Source organism: Corallococcus sp. CA049B (assembly GCF_003611685.1).
In the GTDB taxonomy this organism is placed as follows: Bacteria; Myxococcota; Myxococcia; order Myxococcales; family Myxococcaceae; genus Corallococcus; species Corallococcus coralloides.
This window is the reverse complement of record NZ_RAWC01000038.1, coordinates 1-17069: the sequence shown is the minus strand read 5'-3', so window position 1 is coordinate 17069 and position 17069 is coordinate 1. Positions and strand designations below refer to the sequence as shown.

General features: G+C 71.9%; 13 protein-coding genes. 10 read left to right on the top strand and 3 right to left on the bottom strand.

The features are described from left to right. Positions 1-92 precede the first annotated feature (92 nt). Positions 93-1625: an MFS transporter gene (locus D7W82_RS11780; RefSeq protein WP_120618434.1), complete on the top strand. Its 1533-nt coding sequence runs from the start codon at positions 93-95 to the stop codon at positions 1623-1625. Here the strand turns inward: D7W82_RS11780 and D7W82_RS11775 are convergent. From D7W82_RS11775 to D7W82_RS11765, 3 genes are all read right to left on the bottom strand, one after another. Then, complete coding sequence (locus D7W82_RS11775; RefSeq protein WP_120618433.1) at positions 1573-3105, bottom strand: methyl-accepting chemotaxis protein; 1533 nt, start codon at positions 3103-3105, stop codon at positions 1573-1575. The two genes, D7W82_RS11780 and D7W82_RS11775, sit on opposite strands and share 53 nt — an antisense overlap. A gap of 188 nt (positions 3106-3293) precedes the next feature. Further along, entirely contained in the window at positions 3294-4481 is a 1188-nt protein-coding gene (locus tag D7W82_RS11770) for an alpha/beta fold hydrolase (RefSeq protein ID WP_233587433.1), read from the bottom strand. A 201-nt stretch (positions 4482-4682) separates the two neighbouring features. Then, positions 4683-5951, bottom strand: a complete 1269-nt coding sequence (locus D7W82_RS11765; protein WP_233587432.1) for an ATP-binding protein — start codon at positions 5949-5951, stop codon at positions 4683-4685. Between the two features lie 215 nt (positions 5952-6166). On the opposite strand from D7W82_RS11765, the gene D7W82_RS11760 reads away from it, so the two are divergent. The 9 genes from D7W82_RS11760 to D7W82_RS11720 all read left to right on the top strand — a co-directional run. Next, the gene (locus tag D7W82_RS11760) at positions 6167-7270 is read left to right on the top strand and encodes an ornithine cyclodeaminase family protein (RefSeq protein WP_120618430.1); all 1104 of its coding nucleotides are present in this window, start codon (positions 6167-6169) and stop codon (positions 7268-7270) included. Positions 7271-7371: 101 nt separating this feature from the next. Next, complete coding sequence (locus D7W82_RS11755; protein ID WP_120618429.1) at positions 7372-8238, top strand: N-acetylmuramoyl-L-alanine amidase; 867 nt, start codon at positions 7372-7374, stop codon at positions 8236-8238. Between the two features lie 76 nt (positions 8239-8314). Next, positions 8315-8632, top strand: coding sequence for a hypothetical protein (locus D7W82_RS11750; protein WP_120618428.1), 318 nt, complete (start codon positions 8315-8317; stop codon positions 8630-8632). Between the two features lie 105 nt (positions 8633-8737). After that, positions 8738-9967 carry a TolC family protein gene (locus D7W82_RS11745; protein ID WP_233587431.1) on the top strand — a complete coding sequence of 410 codons (1230 nt, stop codon included), beginning with the start codon at positions 8738-8740 and terminating at the stop codon, positions 9965-9967. Further along, entirely contained in the window at positions 9964-11151 is a 1188-nt protein-coding gene (locus D7W82_RS11740; protein WP_120618426.1) for an efflux RND transporter periplasmic adaptor subunit, read from the top strand. Before D7W82_RS11745 ends, D7W82_RS11740 begins: the two co-directional genes overlap by 4 nt. Further along, a complete protein-coding gene (locus D7W82_RS11735) occupies positions 11141-14269 on the top strand; it encodes an efflux RND transporter permease subunit (protein WP_120618425.1) in 3129 nt (1042 codons plus the stop codon). Before D7W82_RS11740 ends, D7W82_RS11735 begins: the two co-directional genes overlap by 11 nt. After that, complete coding sequence (locus D7W82_RS11730; protein ID WP_120618424.1) at positions 14266-14811, top strand: RNA polymerase sigma factor; 546 nt, start codon at positions 14266-14268, stop codon at positions 14809-14811. The genes D7W82_RS11735 and D7W82_RS11730 overlap by 4 nt, the downstream gene beginning before the upstream one ends. A gap of 65 nt (positions 14812-14876) precedes the next feature. After that, positions 14877-15530: an isoprenylcysteine carboxylmethyltransferase family protein gene (locus tag D7W82_RS11725; protein ID WP_120618423.1), complete on the top strand. Its 654-nt coding sequence runs from the start codon at positions 14877-14879 to the stop codon at positions 15528-15530. Between the two features lie 160 nt (positions 15531-15690). Continuing rightward, positions 15691-17069, top strand: a 1379-nt coding sequence (locus D7W82_RS11720) for a TolC family protein (protein WP_147439297.1), incomplete at its 3' end; no start/stop codon positions are given.

Here is a 17069-nt window from a genome sequence, read left to right as displayed (position 1 = left end):
AGGCGGGCGGTCAGTCAGCGGAAAGCGACGAATAAGGCCGGTTGGTGTCCGGCCGGGCCCGGCGGACTCCTTGGAGGTCCGATTGAGAGGGAATGCGCGGCCATGGGAAACGAATCCAAGTGTCCGCCGCCCTCCGCCGCCGCCTCGTCCAGAGCTTCGCCTCCCTCGCCACCGGCGTCCCCCTCTTCCGCCCTGGCGCCTCGCTGCCCGGCTCGTCCGCGCCCCTCTTGGGGGCCCCTCCGCCCCCGGACGGCCGCCGGGGCCCGCCCCTGCACCGGCGCCTCCGGGCGTCGCTGAAGGTGTCCACCGTGGAGGGGATGTTCGCGGAGGTGTTCACCGCGTGCGCGGGTCCCACCGTGCTCACCGCGTGGGCCATCGCGCTGAAGCTGGGGCCCTTCCTGGTGGGCGTGATGACGGCGCTGCCGTTCTTCGCGCAGTTCGTGCAGTTCCCCGCCGCGTGGCTCACCCTCTGCTTCGGTCACCGGCGGGTGGCGCTGACGGCGGTGTGCCTGTCCCGCCTGTCGCTGTTGCCCATGGCGCTGTTGCCGTGGCTGGGCCTGTCCCTGGAGGGGCAGCAGCACCTGCTGCTCGCCGTGGCCGGGGCGTCCGCGGTGCTGGCGGTGGTGGGCAACAACGCCTGGGTGGCGTGGATGGGGGAGCTCGTCCCGGGCGCCGTGCGGGGCCGCTTCTTTGGCAAGCGCACCGCGCTCACCACGCTGATGGGCACCGGCGCGTCGCTCACCGCGGGCCTGCTGATGGACCGGCTGAAGGGGCTGGACGGGGTGGGCATGGCCCTGCCGCTGCTGGCGCTCGCCGCGTGCGTCATGGGCGTCGTCACCACGCTGATGATGGCCGCGCAGCATGACCCGGCGCCCCCGGGCACTTCTCCGAAGTTGGAGCTCAAGGCGGCGCTCCTGCCCTGGAAGGACGACGGCGCCCGGCGGGTGCTCCTGTACCAGGTGGCGTGGAACGCGGCGGTGGGCGTGTCCGCGCCCTTCTTCGCGCTGCACAGCCTGCAGAACCTCAAGATGACCTTCGTCATCATGGCCCTGCACGCGGCGGCGGTGGCGGGCGTGCGCGTGCTGACGGCGCCCCTGTGGGGCCGCGCCATCGACAGGCTGGGCGCGCAGCCCGTGCTGATGCTCTGCTCGCTGGGCATCAGCGCCATCCCCATGCTGTGGCTGTTTCCCTCCGCGGGGACGCTCTGGCCGCTCTTGTTCGACGTGCTCCTGGCGGGCGCGCTGTGGAGCGGCCACGGCCTGGCCATCTTCGCACTGCCCCTCACGGTGGCGCCGCGCCACGGCCGGCCCTTCTACCTGGCGGCGTTCGCCACCGCGGGCGGGCTGGCCTACGCGGCGGCGGCGGCCCTGGGCGGGGCGCTGGCCGCGCGCGTGCCCCAGCAGTTCATGCTGGGCGGCCACCTCTGGGTGAACCTGCACGTGCTCTTCGTCGTGTCGTCGGTGGCCCGGCTGGGGGCCGCCTTCCTCGCGGCCCGGGTGAACGAACCCGGCGCCGCCACCACGCGCACCGTGGCCCAGGTGGTGGAGCGCTTCCGCCCCCGCCTCCGCCCGGCTACAGCCGGTAGTCGCGCACCATCGCCGCCACGCGCTCCGACAGGAGCTTGAGCGACACCGCGGACTCGCTGGTGGCGGAGATGCGCTTCACCGTGTCGCCCATCACCGTGTTGAGCTCGTTGACGGCGGTGAAGATCTGCTCGATGCCGGTGGCCTGCTGGTTCACCGTCTGCGAAATCTGACGGGCGGACACCACGCTGTCCCGGACGATGGAGGACAGCTGGCGCAGCGTGTCCCCGGACGTGCGCACCTGGGCCAGGCCCGCCTCCATGCGCTGCGTGCCCGCGGCCGTGATCTCCACCGTGGCGAAGATGGCCGTGCTGATGTCCGCCAGGATGCCGCGCACCTGGTTCGTCGCGCGGATGGACTGGTCCGCCAGGCCGCGGATCTCCCGCGCCACCACCGCGAAGCCCTTGCCGTGCTCCCCGGAGCGCGCCGCCTCGATGGCCGCGTTCACCGCGAGCAGGTGGGACTGGTCCGCCAGGTCCTTCACCGTCTCCGTGATGCCGGAGATCTGCTCGGTGCGCTCGCCCAGGGCCATGATGCGCTCGGCGATCTGCTCCACCTGCGCGCGCAGGGCCACCATGCCCTCGATGCTCTCGGTGATGGCGATCTCGCCCGTCTTGCCCAGCACCTCCGCGCGCTCCGCCACGTCGATGACCGTCTCCGCCGCGCGCGACGCCACCACCGACGTCTGGCGGATCTCCTGCGCCGTCACCTGCGTCTCCTGCAGCGCGGCGGCGTGGCGGGACACCATCTCGTTCTGCCGGCCCGCGGAGTCGTTCAGGTGGTCCACCGAGCCGCGCAGCAGGTCCGACGACCCCTGCAGCTGCTGCAAGAGGTCCTTCACCTTGGACACCATCAGGGAGAAGGCCTTCGACAGCTGGGCCACCTCGTCCGAGCCCTCCACGCGCACCGTCTCGCGCAGGTCGCCGTGCTCCGCGATGCGCTGGGCGGCCTCCGTCAGCTGCACCAGCGGCGCCGCCACCCGGCGCGCCAGCAGGATGCCCACGACGACGAAGATCGCGAGCGCCAGCACCATCACCACGCTCACCCCGGTGGTGATGGCCCGCACCTGCGCGCGCGCCGCCGTGCGGTTGAAGCCCACGTGCACGGTGCCCGCCCCGTTCGCGAAGCGCGAGCTCACGTCCAGGAGCTCCGCGTCCCGCACGTAGAACGTCGCCTCACCCTGCGCGCGGCCCAGCCGGTCGCGCAGCTCCCGCATCGCCGCGGCGTACTCGCCCGCCACCGCGCGCAGCTGCCCGGTCCCGTCGAAGACGGCCACATAGGCCACCTGGTGGTGGCGCACCGCCTGCTCCAGCACGGACTGGAGCGCCTCCGTCTGGCCCCCGGGCATCGCCGCGGGCAGCGTGGCCGCCAGCGCCGCGGGCAGCGCGCCTCCCACATCCCGGCCCTGCGCCTCGAAGGCGGAGCTGACGCGCGGGATGAGGTAGCCGAAGAAGAGGACGATGAAGAACAGCGCCACCAACAGCGGCGCCAGCGTGAGCTTCTGGGAAAGGGAGAGTCGCATCCGGGAGCGGCGCCAAATCCAGAGGAAGTCTGGGAAACGAAGCCCCCCTGGACCATCCAGCGAGGTGCCGCATTGTGGACATCCCAGAGGAGCCGGCGCAATGGCCGCGCGCATCGAAAGCCCGTGAAAGTCAGACACCGCGCCCTGGGTAGCGACGAACCCGGGGCGCGGGGGTCATCCCGGCCGCGTCAGCCGGCCTTGCGGTTGTTGGAGGGCGCGCTCTCGTCCCACTTCTCCATCAGGGTGTTGGACGGGAGGGTCTCATCCAGCAGCTTGCGCGCGGCCTCGGCGCCGGTGACGGGCAGGCCCTTCCTGTCAATCAGGCCCAGCTGCACCAGGACGGCGGCCTGATCCCAGTAGATGTGCTCGTGGTAGAGCTTGTCCCCGCGGAAGTTCACCACCGCCACGAAGGCCGCCTCCACGTACTTCCCGGTGGGCGGGATGCCCGGGAGCATCCAGTCCATCTCGATGTCGTGGGTGAAGCTGAAGATGAACTCGTCCACCACGCGGTCCGCGCCCACGGTGCGCGACAGCAGGGTCATCTTCGTGTCCTTGGGGTTCGCGTGGACGAAGTGGTTCGCGTAGAAGCGGTGCAGGTACTCCGCGCCCACGCCCCCCGTCATCACCGGCACGCTGTTGACGTACGGGTGCGACACCATGGTCTTCATGGTCGCGTCCGCGTCGCGGGCGGCGAACTCCAGCTCCGTGTGCTTGTCCCACAGCGCGGCCAGGTCGTAGCGCGGCCCCATCACGCGCTTGAGCAGCGCGAGCGTGCGCGTGTGCGCCGTCATCATCGAGGGCCGGTGCCACGCCGGCGACCCCTCGCGGAAGAAGCCGTGGCGCACGCCCTGGTACACGTACAGCTCCACGTCCACGCTCACGTGCTGCTTCACCCGCGCCACCGCGGCCGGCGGCACGAAGCCGTCCCACTCCGCGTAGTGGAGCACCATGGGGGCCGCGCTCTCACCCGCCTGCGCGAGCACGTCCTCCATGCCGGGCGCGCAGTAGGCCACCGCGCAGTCCACGTGCGCGTGCGCCGCCAGCTGCGCGGCCAGCGTCCCGCCCAGCCCGTAGCCCAGCGCGCCGACCTGCTTCTTGCCCCGGAGCCCCACCACCTCCGGAAGCGAGCGCGCCCAGGCTACCACCGGCTTCAGGTCCACCTCCTCCGGCTCCCCTCGCGAGGCGAGGTCGGGCACCACCACCACGTAGCCCTCTTCACTGAAGCGCTCGGCCATCAGCTTCAGGTGTGCGTTTCCCTCGAACGCCTCCACCATCAGCAGCAGCAGGGCCGGACCCGTTCCAGAGGCGGGGCGTCGCACCCACGCACGCATCGGGTCGCTTCCATCCACGGGAATCCACGTCGAGTTGTCGTTCATTTGTCGCGCACCCTCCCCAAAGCGGACACTTTTCGCGCCAGGACGGTCTGCCTCCCGGACGTCTGGCATTGTAGCAAACCCTCCACATGCTTGCCTCAACTTATGAGAGGTTTTGATGTGGATGGATTGTTGTATGGCTTTCAAGTGGAGTAATCAGCCACCACTGCAATGCACTGTCCGTGACGCGAACGGCCTTGTGTTTCAAGCCGTCATCGGCTCGGAGGCTCGCGCGCACGCGGAGTGCGCGCGGGTCTCAACCAAAGCCTGACGCGGAAGACAGAGAGAGAAGATCGTCCCGACGTCCGGGGTGGATTCTACCCGGAGGGTTCCGCCGTGCGCCTCCACGATGCTGCGCGCGATGTAGAGCCCCAGGCCCAGGCTCTCGCGCTGGCCCTCGCCGTCGCCGCGGCGGAAGGGCTGGAAGAGCGTGGGCAGCACGTGCGCGGGGATGGGAGCCCCTGCGTTCTGGACCTCCAGGTGGACGGTGTCCGCGCCCTGCTCATAGGTGCGCAGGCGCACGGGGGTGTCTCGCGGGCTGTACTTGAGCGCGTTGTCCAGCAGGTTGGCCACCACCTGCGCCAGCCGGTCCAGGTCCCACACGCCCGGGAGGCTGTCGCGGACGAAGTCGCACAGGATGGAGCGCTCCGGCTTCGCCGCGCGCAGCTCGTCCACGACCTTGCGGCACAGCTCGTTGAGGTCGCCCGCGCCCGGCACCACCGGGATGCCTCCGCCCACGCGCGCGCGGGTGAAGTCCAGCAGCTGATCCACGATGCGCTGGATGCGCTCACCGCCCCGGGCCACGCGCTCGAAGGCCTTGCGCTGGGCTTCCGGCAGCACCTCGCGCGACAGCTGGACGTTGGCCGTGGTGAGGATGGCCGCGAGCGGCGTGCGGATGTCGTGCCCCACGATTCCCACCAGCTGCTGCTCGAGCTCCGTCGCGCGCTGCAGCTCCTCCTCCACGCGGCGGCGCTCCGCCAGCTCCAGCGCCTGCTGCCGCAGCTTCTCTCCGCGCAGGTACAGCTCCACGAACACCGACACCTTGGCGCGCAGGATGTCCGGGTCCACGGGCTTGAGCAGGTAGTCCACCGCGCCGTATTCGTAGCCCCGGGTGACGTAGGCCGCCTCGCGGCTGAGCGCGGTGATGAAGAGGATGGGCAGGTGCTTCGTGCGCTCGCGGGTGCGCAACAGGCGCGCCGTCTCCAGGCCATCCAGCCCCGGCATCTGCACGTCCATCAGCACGCACGCGTACTCGTCCAACAGCAGCGCCTTCAGCGCCTCGTCGCCGGAGCGCACCGACACCACCTGCTGGCCAAGCGGCTCCAGGATGGCCTCCAGGGCGAGCAGGTTCGCCGGCGTGTCGTCCACCAGGAGGACGCGCGCGCGGGGCGCGCCGGGCGCTTCATCGGTACGGCGGTGGGACAGGCCGGAGACGGCGGTGAGCACGGGCGTCCTGGGAACGGAGGGCGTCAAGGAGGCGTTCACTCGGGCGTTTGGGGTGGAGCGGCTTGAGCGGGCGGGCACGAAGCCGGGGACACGTGGTTCCGCCGGATGTCGAGCCCCGATTCCAACATGGCCCCCTCGCCACCTTGTTCCCTGCACCTGTATTCAAAAGCCACAGCAAGACAGGAATTCGTAATCAAAACTGACCCGTTGCAATTCCTGTCAGGGGCGTAGACTCCGCGCACATGACGCTCCCGGCTCCTCACACCCTCCTGCTCGGTCCCACTGACTTGCGCGCGCTCGTGGAGGGCGTGGGGCTGGACGTCCTGATGGACGAGCTCATCCAGGCGCTCACCGTGGCGCTGCGGGAATTCGACGAGTCCGTCCTGCAGGTCCCCAAGCGGGAGGGCTTCCAGGTGGTGAGCGACCCGAGGCCCTCCGGGACGATGGGCTGGATGCCCGCCCTGCGGCGCGGGGACAGCCTGACCGTGAGGGTGTCCGCCTCCCTCCCCAGCAACCGGGGGGACTCCGGGCTGCCCACGCTGGTCGCGTCCCACAGCATCTACGACGTGAAGACGGGCCACCTGGTGGCGGTGATGGACGGCGTGTTCGCCACGGCGCTGCGCACCGGCGCGGCGTCGGCGGTGGCCAGCCGCTACCTGGCGCATCCGGACAGCCGGGTGCTGGGGCTGGTGGGCTGCGGCGCGCAGGCCGTGTCCCAGTTGCATGCGCTCAGCCGCGTGTTCCGGTTGGACCAGGTGCTGGTGCACGACGTCGATCCGGACGCGGCGCGATCCTTCGTGCGGCGCGTGGCGTTCCTGGGACTGGACGTGCGGCCCACGCTGCTGCCGGACCTGGAGCTGCGCTCGGACATCCTCTGCACCGCGACCACCGTCGCCCCGGGCGCCGGGGCTGTCATCTCCGGCCACGCGCTCCAGCCGCACGCGCACATCAACGCGGTGGGCTCGGACCAGCCGGGCAAGGCGGAGCTGCCCCTGGCGCTCCTGCGGCGCAGCCTCGTCGTGCCGGACTTTCCCGCGCAGGCGCGCCTGGAGGGTGAGTGTCAGCAGCTCCACCCGGATCAGATTGGCCCGGACCTGGCCACGGTGGTGCAGCAGCCGGAGGAGTTCGCGGGCTGGTGCGAGCGCAACACGGTGTTCGACTCCACCGGCCACGCGCTGGAGGATCACGTGGTGACGCGCCTGCTGTTGGACCACGCGCGGCGCATGGGCCTGGGCACCCTGGTGGCGCTGGAGGCGCTGGGGGGGGACCCGTTGGATCCGTACTCGCAGGTGCGGGGTGACACGGCCGGACGCGCCGAGTCGCCGCGCCGCGCCGCCGGCAGCTGACGCCGGGGCGGTGTCGTTTCACTCCCGGCACACAACTTCCCGCACGCGACGCCGATAATCGCGATAGCAGCAACTATCCACTCTTCCTGGAATCGTACACCATGACCGTCCGCGCCACGCCTACCCGCGCCACCGCCAACGCGCCCGCGAGCACCGCCGCCACGGCCCCCCGCACCGCCGCTCCCGCGCGCGCCGCGGCCGCGTCCACGGCCCTCACGGCACCGCCGGCCGGCCTGGGCAAGGGTGACTCCGGGGCGAAGGTGAAGCAGCTGCAGCAGGGGCTGGTGAAGCTGGGCTACATGACGCAGGCGCAGATGAACACGGGCACCGGCTCCTTCGGGCCGGCGACCGAGGCGGCGGTGAAGAAGTTCCAGGCGGACAACAAGATCTCCGCCACCGGCTACTACGGCACGCAGACGGCCGCGGCGCTGACGAAGGCGCTCAAGACGACGACGCCTCCGCCCACGGAGCCCGGGAAGTTCACCAAGCCCGCGGTCATCAGTGCGCCCTCGCCCAACAGCGACTCGCGCAACGGCGCGGACATCGACACCATCGTGCTGCACCACACCGGCACCAACAACGGCTCCGGGGACCTGTCGTGGATGCGCAACAAGGACAGCAAGGTGTCCGCGCACTACATGCTGGACCGCGATGGGAAGATCTACCAGCTGGTCGGCGACACCAAGCGCGCGTGGCACGCGGGCAAGGGGGAGCTGCACGGCGTGCCCACGGACGTGAACGCGCGCTCCATCGGCATCGAGATCGTCAACGACGGCAGCGGCAAGACGGCCTTCACGGAGGCGCAGTACAAGTCGCTGACGAAGCTCGTGGGCTACCTGAAGCAGGAGTACGACGTGCCGGCGAAGAACATCGTCGGTCACAAGGACGTGGCCGTGCCCAAGGGCCGCAAGGACGACCCGGCGGCCAACTTCGACTGGTCCCGGCTGCGCAAGGGCATTGGCGGCTGAGCAGCGCTCCTCGCGCCGCCTGCCCTGCCCTCACGGCGTGTGTACTTCCACCGGAGCGTGCTAGAAGACCGCTCCAGTGCTCCGACTCTGGCTCTTCATCTGCCTGATGCTGCTCGCTCCCATCGGGGGCGGGCTCGCGCATGCCTTCGGGCCGGCGCGGCAGGCGGAGACGTGCCTCACGGGCTGCGCGGATGACGACGCGCAGGGCCAGTGCGCCCCCACCTGCGTGGACTGCGCCTGCTGCGCGCACGCGAAGCCCCTGGCCGTCGCCGTGCCGTTGCCGGGCCTCGTGGGCTCCCTGTTCCGGGAGCCCCCCATCACGCCCGAAGCCCTGGAGCCGTCCTCCGCCGACGCGGAGGACATCCTCCATCCCCCGATAGTCCCTCTCGTTTAAGGCCCGCGTCCGTCGTCGTCCGCACGCGCCCCGCCACCGGTGTGCCCGGCCTCCTGCCCGGGTCCATGGATGCGCGCGGCCCGCCTTCCGAAGAGGTCTTCTCCCGTGTCCATCCGTTCCGCGACGGCCGCCCTCGGGCTGGCCGCTGCACTGCTCTGGCCGCGCCCTGGTGGCGCGGCTCCCTCCCGCATCACCCTCCAGGACGTCTTCGCCCTGGCGCGCGAGCACGCCCCGGCGCTGGTCGAGGCCCGGGCCCGCGTGCGCGCCGCGCAAGGTCCCCTGGCGAGCGCCGCGCCGCTCCTGCGCGAGAACCCCCAGCTCGACGTCCAGGTGGGCCCGCGCCGGCTCCCCAATGGCGACCACGGCCTGGACCTCGCGTTGGGCCTGTCGCAGCCCTTGGAGCTGGGCGGCAAGCAGGGCCTGCGGCGCGAGGCGGCGCGCGCGGGCCTGTCCATGGAGGAGGCCCGCCTGCGCGACGCGGAGCGGCTCCTGCTGGGGGACGTGGCCGCGGCCTTCCTGCGCCTGCTGCAAGCCAGGGAGCGCAAGAAGCTGGTGGACGCCGCGGCGGAAGCGGCGGCGCGCACCGTCCAGGCCACGGAGCGGCGCTACGCGGCCGGTGACGTTCCAGCCGTGGACGTGAACGTGGCGAAGGTGGCGCACGCCCGGGCCCGAGCGGAGGCCCAGGTCGCGGTCGGCGAGATCCACGCGCTGCGGGAGGAGCTGGAGGTGCGCCTGGGCTACCGCGCGAGGCCCATGGCCACCTACGACGATGACCTCCGGGCGCTCGCGCGGGCGCCCGTCCGCGAGGTGCCGGACAACGCGGGAGCGCGCGCGGACCTGGTGGCCCTGGAGCAGGAGCAGGTCCAGGCGAAGGCCGCCGCGACGCTGGGCCGGCGCCAGGTGCTGCCGGATGTGACGGTGGGCGCGCGCTACCAGAAGGAGGCCGACGAGACGGTGTTCCTGGGGACGCTCAGCGTGCCCCTGCCCCTCTTCGCCCGAGGCCAGGAAGCGCGCCTCGTGGGTGAAGCCGAGGCAGCCCGCGCCGAGCAGGAGCTGGCCGCCGCGCGCGCCGTCGTGCCCGCACAGGTCCAGGCCGCGGAGTTCCGTTACCGCGCGAGCCTCGGCGCGCTCGGGTCCCTGGAGGAGGTGCTGCCGCTATTGGATGACAACGAGGCGCTGGCGCAGCGCTCCTATGACGCCGGGGAGATGGACCTCGCGGCCTTCCTCCTCGTCCGTCGCGACACGCTGGAGGCGCGGGCCGCGTGGCTCGAAGGCCTGCTGCGACTGGCCCTTGCTCGTGTGCAGTTGGAAATGGAAACGGGAGCCCTGCCATGAAGCCCACGCTGCTGCTGCTGTCCGTCCTCGTGGGCCTCACCGCCTGCAAGTCCTCCAAGCCGGAGCACGGCGACGCGCACGAACACGGCCACGACGAGGCCGCCGAGGAGAAGCTCCACGTCGAGTCCGGGGACGTCATCCACGTGCACGTCCCCCAGGAGATGCTCCGCGACCTGCGCGTCACCACCGCGAAGGTGGAGGCCCGCCCGGGCGGAGAGAGCGTCACCGCGCTGGGCGAGCTGACCTTCAGTGAAGACGCCTACGCGGAGGTGGCCTCGCCGGTCTCCGCGCGCGTGGCGTCCGTCGCCGTGACGACGGGCCAGGCCGTGAAGCAGGGCCAGCGGCTGGCGGAGCTCCAGAGTCCGGAGCTGGGCCGCGCCCGCGCGGATCTCCAGGCCACCCAGGCCCGCGCCACCGCCGCCCGGCAGGCCGCGGACCGCAAGCGCACGCTGGCCGAGGAGCGCATCGTCGCGCGCAAGGACGCGCAGGCCGCTGAAGCGGACGCCGCCGCCGCGGAGGCGGAGGTCGCCGCCGCGAAGGCCGCGCTCGCGGCGTTGGGGGCGGGCAATGGAGGTGACGGCTCGTCGGGCTTCGTCCTCAAGGCGCCCATCGACGGCACCGTCGTGGAGCGCACCGCGCGGCTGGGGCAGATGGCGGATCCGTCCCAGCCGCTCTTCCGCGTCGGCGACCTGTCGTCGCTGTGGCTCATCGTCCACGCGTTCGAACGGGACGCCGTGCGCCTGAAGCCGGGCGCGGACGCGCGCGTCACCTTCGCCGCGTTCCCGGGCCAGGAGTTCGCCGCGAAGGTGGGCCTCGTGGGGCAGCGGGTGGATCCCCACAGCCGCACCATCCCCGTGCGCCTGGAGCTGGACAACGGCAAGGGGCTCCTCAGGCCAGGCATGTCCGCGTCGGCGTCCATCCCGCTGGGGGATCCGGGCGCCACGCTCACGGCCGTGCCCGCGGCGTCGCTCCAGCGGCTGGAGAACGGCTGGGTGGTGTTCCTGCCCACGCCGGAGGCCGGTGTCTTCGAGCAGCGCGAGGTGGGCCGCGGCCGCAGCCTGGGCACGCAGGTGGAGGTCCTGAAGGGCCTCACCGTGGGCGACGAGGTGGTGGTCGAGGGCGCGTTCCTGCTCAAGGCCGAGGTGGAGAAGTCCCAGGGCGGAGGTGACGAGCATGGGCACTGATCCCCGCACGACGTTGCCGGGGCGCATCCTCCGCGCGTCCTTCGCCCGGCCCGGGCTGACGGTGCTCGTCGTCCTGGCGCTGGCGGCCTTCGGAGCGGTGGCGCTCCGCAACCTGCGCCAGGACGTGTTCCCGGACCTGTCCGCGCCCATCTTCAACGTCATCGTCCAGAACGCGGCCATGGGCGCCGAGGAGCTGGAGACGGCGGTGGCCATCCCCATGGAGGTGGCGCTGGCGGGCCTGCCCGAGGTGCGCCGCATCCGCTCCACCTCGCAGCTGGGCGTCACGCAGGTGACGGTGGAGTTCGAACCGGACGCGGACTACTTCCGCAGCCGCCAGTACGTGGCGGAGCGGGTGGCGCAGGCCGAGGGCGAGCTGCCCCCCGGCACCGACGCGCCGCTCGTGTCCAGCCTCACCGGCCGGCTCAACGAGGTCTTCGAGTTCACGCTGGAGGCGGAGCCCGGCAGCGCGGACCTGATGGCGCTGCGCGACCTGGCGGAGTTCGACATCAAGAACCGGCTGCTCGCGGTGCCCGGCGTCGCGGGCGTGGAGCGGCTGGGCGGCTACCTGCGCCAGTTCCAGGTGCTGCTGGATCCGGATCAGCTGGTGGCGCGAGGCATCACCCTGGACGAGGTCCAGCACGGCCTGGAGGGCGCCAGCGTCAACGCCTCCGGAGGCTTCGTCACGCAGGGCCCCATGGAGTGGGCCGTGCGCGCCGTGGGCCGGGCGGAGACGGTGGAGGACCTGAGCAACACCGTGGTCGCGCTGCGGGACGGGACGCCCGTGCTGCTGGGCGACGTGGCGGACGTGCGCGAAGCCCCCGCGCCGCGCCGGGGCATGGCGCACCGGCTGGAGGGCGAGGTGGTGAGCTGCCGCGTGAGCAAGCAGTTCGGCGCGGACACCGTGCAGGTGGCCGAAGGCGTGCGCGCGGCCATCGACGAGCTGCGCCGCTCCCTGCCGCCGGGCGTGCAGCTGCGCGTCGTCTATGACCAATCCGAGCTGGTGGGCTCCGCGCTGGGAGGCGTGGGCCGGGCCATCCTGCTGGGCGCGTTCCTGGTGGTGGGCGTGCTCTTCCTGCTGCTGGGGGACTGGCGCGCGGCGCTCATCGTCACGCTCACCCTGCCCCTGTCGCTGGCGCTGGCGGGACTGCTGCTCAAGGCGGCGGGCATCGGGTTGAACACGATGACGCTGGGCGGGCTGGCCATCGCGGTGGGCCTGCTGGTGGACGCGGCCATCATCGTCGTGGAGAACGTCATCCACGACCTGCGCGAGGGCAAGGGGCGCCGCCCGGTGCGCGACGAGGCGCTGGCGGCGGCAATGGAGGTGGGCCGTCCCATCGCCTTCGCCACGCTCATCGTCGTCTCGGTGTTCATCCCGCTCTTCGCGATGTCGGGCATCGAGGGCCGCATGTATCAGCCGCTCGCGGCGGCGGTGGTGGCGTGCCTGGCCGCGTCGCTCGCGCTGGCGCTCACGCTGGTGCCGGTGGTGTCGGGCCTCTTCTTGCGCGCGCCGAGCGAGGACTCGCCAGAGGACGTGTGGCTCATCCGCAAGGTGAAGGCCGCGTACGCGCCGCTCCTGGACAGGTGCATGCGCCACGCGGGCCTGGTGCGCGTGGTGGCGCTGGCCATCACCGTGCCCGCGCTGGGCCTGGCCTTCATGGTGGGCAGCGACTTCATGCCCCGGCTGGACGAGGGCGCGTTCCTGCTCCAGACGGTGCTGCCGGCGGAGGCGTCCCTGGAGGAGGTGGACCGCCTCAACCACCGCGTGGAGGACGTGCTGCGCGAGTTCCCGGAGGTGGAGGACGTGGTGCGCCGCACCGGCCGCGCCGAACGCACCGAGGACCCGATGCCCCACACCCTGTCCGACGTGCTGGTGGTCCTCAAGAAGGACACCCTCGGAGGCCGCGAGGGGCTGGAGTCGCGGATGCGCGAGGCGGTGGGGAAGGTGCCCGGCGTGTCGGTGCTCTTCACCACGCCGCTGGGGATGCGCATCGACGAGGGGCTGGGAGGCAGCCCCGCGGACCTCTCCGTGCGCGTCTTCGGGCCGGACCTGGACACGCTGTCGCAGCTCGCGGAGCGCGCGCGTGCGTTGATGTCGCGGGTGGACGGCGTGGAGGACCTGCGGGTGGAGCGGCTGAGCGGCCTGCCGCAGCTGCGCATCGCGGTGAACCGCGCGGCGGTGGCGCGCGTGGGACTGACGCCCGGGGACGTCATCCGGGCCGTCCGCGTGGGGCTCGTGGGTGAGGAGTCCGCGCAGATCTGGCGGGGCCAGCGCCGCTACGACCTGGTGCTCCGGCTGGCGGACCACCGCCGGGGTGACGTGAACGCCATCCGCAACCTGCTGGTGGACGGGCACGACGGCACGCGCATCCCCCTGAGCCAGCTGGCCACCATCGAGGAGACCTCCGGCGCGGGCAGCGTGCGCCGCGAGGCAGGCAGCCGGCGCATCGCGGTGGAGGCGGGCGTGTCCGGCCGCGACCTGGGCAGCACGGCGGCGGAGGTGCGCGAGGTGCTGGCCACGCAGCTGAAGCTGCCCACGGGCTACTTCGTGGACGTGGGCGGCAAGGTGGAGAGCCAGGAGCGCGCGGCGCAGGCGCTGACGGTGGCCATCGCGTTGGCGCTCCTCGCGGTGTTCGTCCTGCTGTACCTCGCGCTGGACTCCGTGGCGGAGGCGCTGGTCATCCTGGCCACGCTGCCGGACGCGTTCGTGGGCGGCATCCTCGCGCTGCTGCTCGCGGGTGAGACGTGGAACGTGTCCAGCCTGGTGGGCCTCATCGGCCTGTTCGGCATCGCGGTGCAGAACGGACTGGTGCTCGTGGCGCAGACGAAGGACCTGATGGGCCGCGGCAAGCCCTTCGCGGAGGCCGTGCGCGAGGCGAGCCTCGGCCGCGTGCGGCCCAAGCTGATGACGGCGGGCACGGCCATCCTCGGGCTCTTGCCGCTGCTGGTGTTGCCGCTGCACGGGACGGAGATTGAACGTCCGCTGGCGGTGGTGATGGTGGGCGGGCTCGTCACGTCCACCCTCTTCACGCTGCTGGCCCTGCCCACGTTCTACGCGCTGGTGCACGGGTTCCAGGAGCGCCTCGCGGCACGCAGGGCTGCCAGGAAGCTCCCGGCATGAGCCTGTCACCCGAAGCGATGGATGCGCTGCTGCGCCATCACCATGCGTTCCTCGCGTTCCTCACGCCGCGCGTGGGGAGCCAGGAGGCGGCGCGCGAGGTGCTTCAGGCCGCGTTCGTGAAGGGCATGGAGCAGGGAGGCGCCCTGCGCGAGGAGCAGAGCGCGGTGGCCTGGTTCTACCGGCTCCTGCGCAACGCGCTGGTGGACCGTCACCGGAGGGGCCAGCGGGAGGTCTCCACGCTGGAGTCCCTGGCGCACGAGCAGCCGCTGTCCACCGAGGACGCCAACGGCCTGGAAGCGACGGTGTGCGGCTGCGTGGCGGGGCTCGCGGGGACGCTCAAGCCCGAGTACGCGGAGGCCGTGCGCCGGGTGGACCTGGAGGGACTCACCGTGGCCACGTACGCGCAGGAGGCGGGCATCTCCGCCAACAACGCCGCCGTGCGCCTGCACCGCGCGCGGAAGGCCCTGGGCGAGCAGCTGGTGGAGCTGTGCGGCCATTGCTGCGCGCAGGGCTGCGTGGACTGCGACTGCGCGCCCGCGTGAAAAATCAGGTGTAAGGGCGCGCGGGGCCGGGCGTCAGCGTGGGGGAACGCAGCTGGAGGTCACCCATGGACGTCGCCACCTTCACCCGGCCGGCCCTGCCCGCCGCCACCCTCGCCTTCCTCCTCTTCGCCATGGTGTTGCCGTCGGTGCGCCTGCGCCGCCGCACGGGCCGCCCGGCGCTGGTGCTGCACCGCTCCGGGCCGCCGCTCCAGCGGGTCATCGGCGTAGGAATGGCGCTGTTCATGGGGGCCATCGTGCTCTGGAGCGCGGCGCACCTGGCCTTCGGTGAGCAGGCGCTGGGCGTGTGGCACGTGCCCGCCGCGCTCCGGTGGACGGGCTGGGCCCTGGTCGCCGTGGGGTTCGTCTTCACCGTGCGGGCCCAGGTGGAGATGGGCGCGTCGTGGCGCATCGGCATCGACTCGGATCGGACGGAGCTGGTGAAGGGGGGCCTCTTCGGCGTCGTGCGCAACCCCATCTTCAGCGGGATGCTCGTCGTGGTGACGGGCATGGCGCTCGCGACCCCGAGCGCGTGGACCGTGATGGGCTGGCTCGACTACGTGCTGCTGGTGTCGCTCCAGGTGCGGCTGGAGGAGGACCACCTGCTCCGCCTGCACGGCGCCACCTATCAGCGCTACGCGGCGCGCGTGGGCCGCTTCATCCCCGGTGTCGGGCGGCTCGAAGCGCCCGGCCTGGACGCCGCATCGCGCATCACAGTGTGACGTTGACGGTCACACCTCGCACGAAGCGCCCGGGCGAACGTGCTCCCCCGGACGCCGTCATTCCGTGGGGTTGCGACACCTGACGCCGTGGCCCGACCCTTGCTCGACAGGCGCCGGTGTCCTGGCTGCCGTACGGGCACATCCATTCTCGAGGTCTCGTGTGCATTGGAAATCCCCCTGGCTCCTCGCGGTTCTGCTGCTCGGTGGCTGCGCGTCCATCCAGAAGGAGCGCGGCCACCAGGAAGTGGCGGCGCTCGTGGAGGAGCGGACAGGCTTGAAGACGCGTTGGAACCAGGGGACGCCGGAGGACGCGCAGGTGCGGCAGCACCTGGATGCCCTGCTGGCCGGCGACCTCACGTCGGACCGCGCGGTGGAGGTGGCGCTGCTCAACAACCCCGCGCTCCAGGCGACGTACGAGGAGCTGGGCGTCTCCCAGGCGGACATGGTGCAGGCCGGGCTGCTCACCAACCCGTCCTTCGACGGGAGCATCGGCTTCCCGGTGACCTCGGAGGGCGGCATCGAGCACGAGTTCTCCATCGTCCAGAGCTTCGTGGACCTCTTCACGCTGCCCTTGCGCAAGCGCGTGGCGAAGGAGCAGTTCCAGGCGGACACGCTGCGCGTCGCGCACGAGGCGCTGACCACGACGGCGGAGGTCCGCCAGGCGTTCACGGAGGTGCAGGCCCGGCAGCAGCTGGTCGCGCTGCGCCGCGAGGTGTTCCAGGCCGCGGACGCGGCGGCGGACCTGTCCAACCGGCAGCGCGCCGCGGGAAACATCACGGTGCTGGCCCTGGCCACCGAACAGGCCGCGCTGGAGCAGGCGCGCTTGGAGCTGGCCCAGGATGAGCTGGCGCTCGTCGAAGCGCGCGAACACCTCACCCGCCTGATGGGCCTGTACGGCCCGAGGGTCCAGTGGACGCTGACACAGCAGCTGCCGGAGGTCCCCGCCGCCGAGACCTCGCTGGAGCGCCTGGAGACGCTCGCCATGGAGCAGCGGCTGGACATCGACGCGGCCCGCAAGCAGACGTCGCTGTTGTGGAACGCGCTGGAGCTGGCGCGCAGCACGCGCTTCTTCGGCCGCGTGGAGGTGGGCGTGCACACGCACCGCGACGCGAACGGGCCTCGCCTGCTGGGCCCCACGCTGTCGCTGGAGCTGCCCATCTTCGATCAACGTCAGGCGCTCATCGCGAAGCTGGAGGCGCAGCACCGCCAGGGTGAGAACCGGCTGATGGAGCTGGCCGTCAACGCCCGCTCGGAGGTGCGCGCGGCGAGGGCGAAGCTGGTGACGCTGCGGAACATGGCGGAGCGCTACCAGAAGGTCGTGCTCCCGCTGCGCACCACCATCGTCGAGGAGTCGCAGCGCCAGTACAACGCCATGCAGATCGGCCTTCCCGCCCTCCTCCTCGCGCGACGTGAGCAGGTGGAGGCCTGGAGGGCGTATCTGGAGTCGGTCCGCGACTACTGGATGGCGAGGGCCGAACTGGAGCGGCTCGTGGGCGGACGTCTGCCCGGTGTCGCCGAGCCCTCCCCCGCCCCCAATCC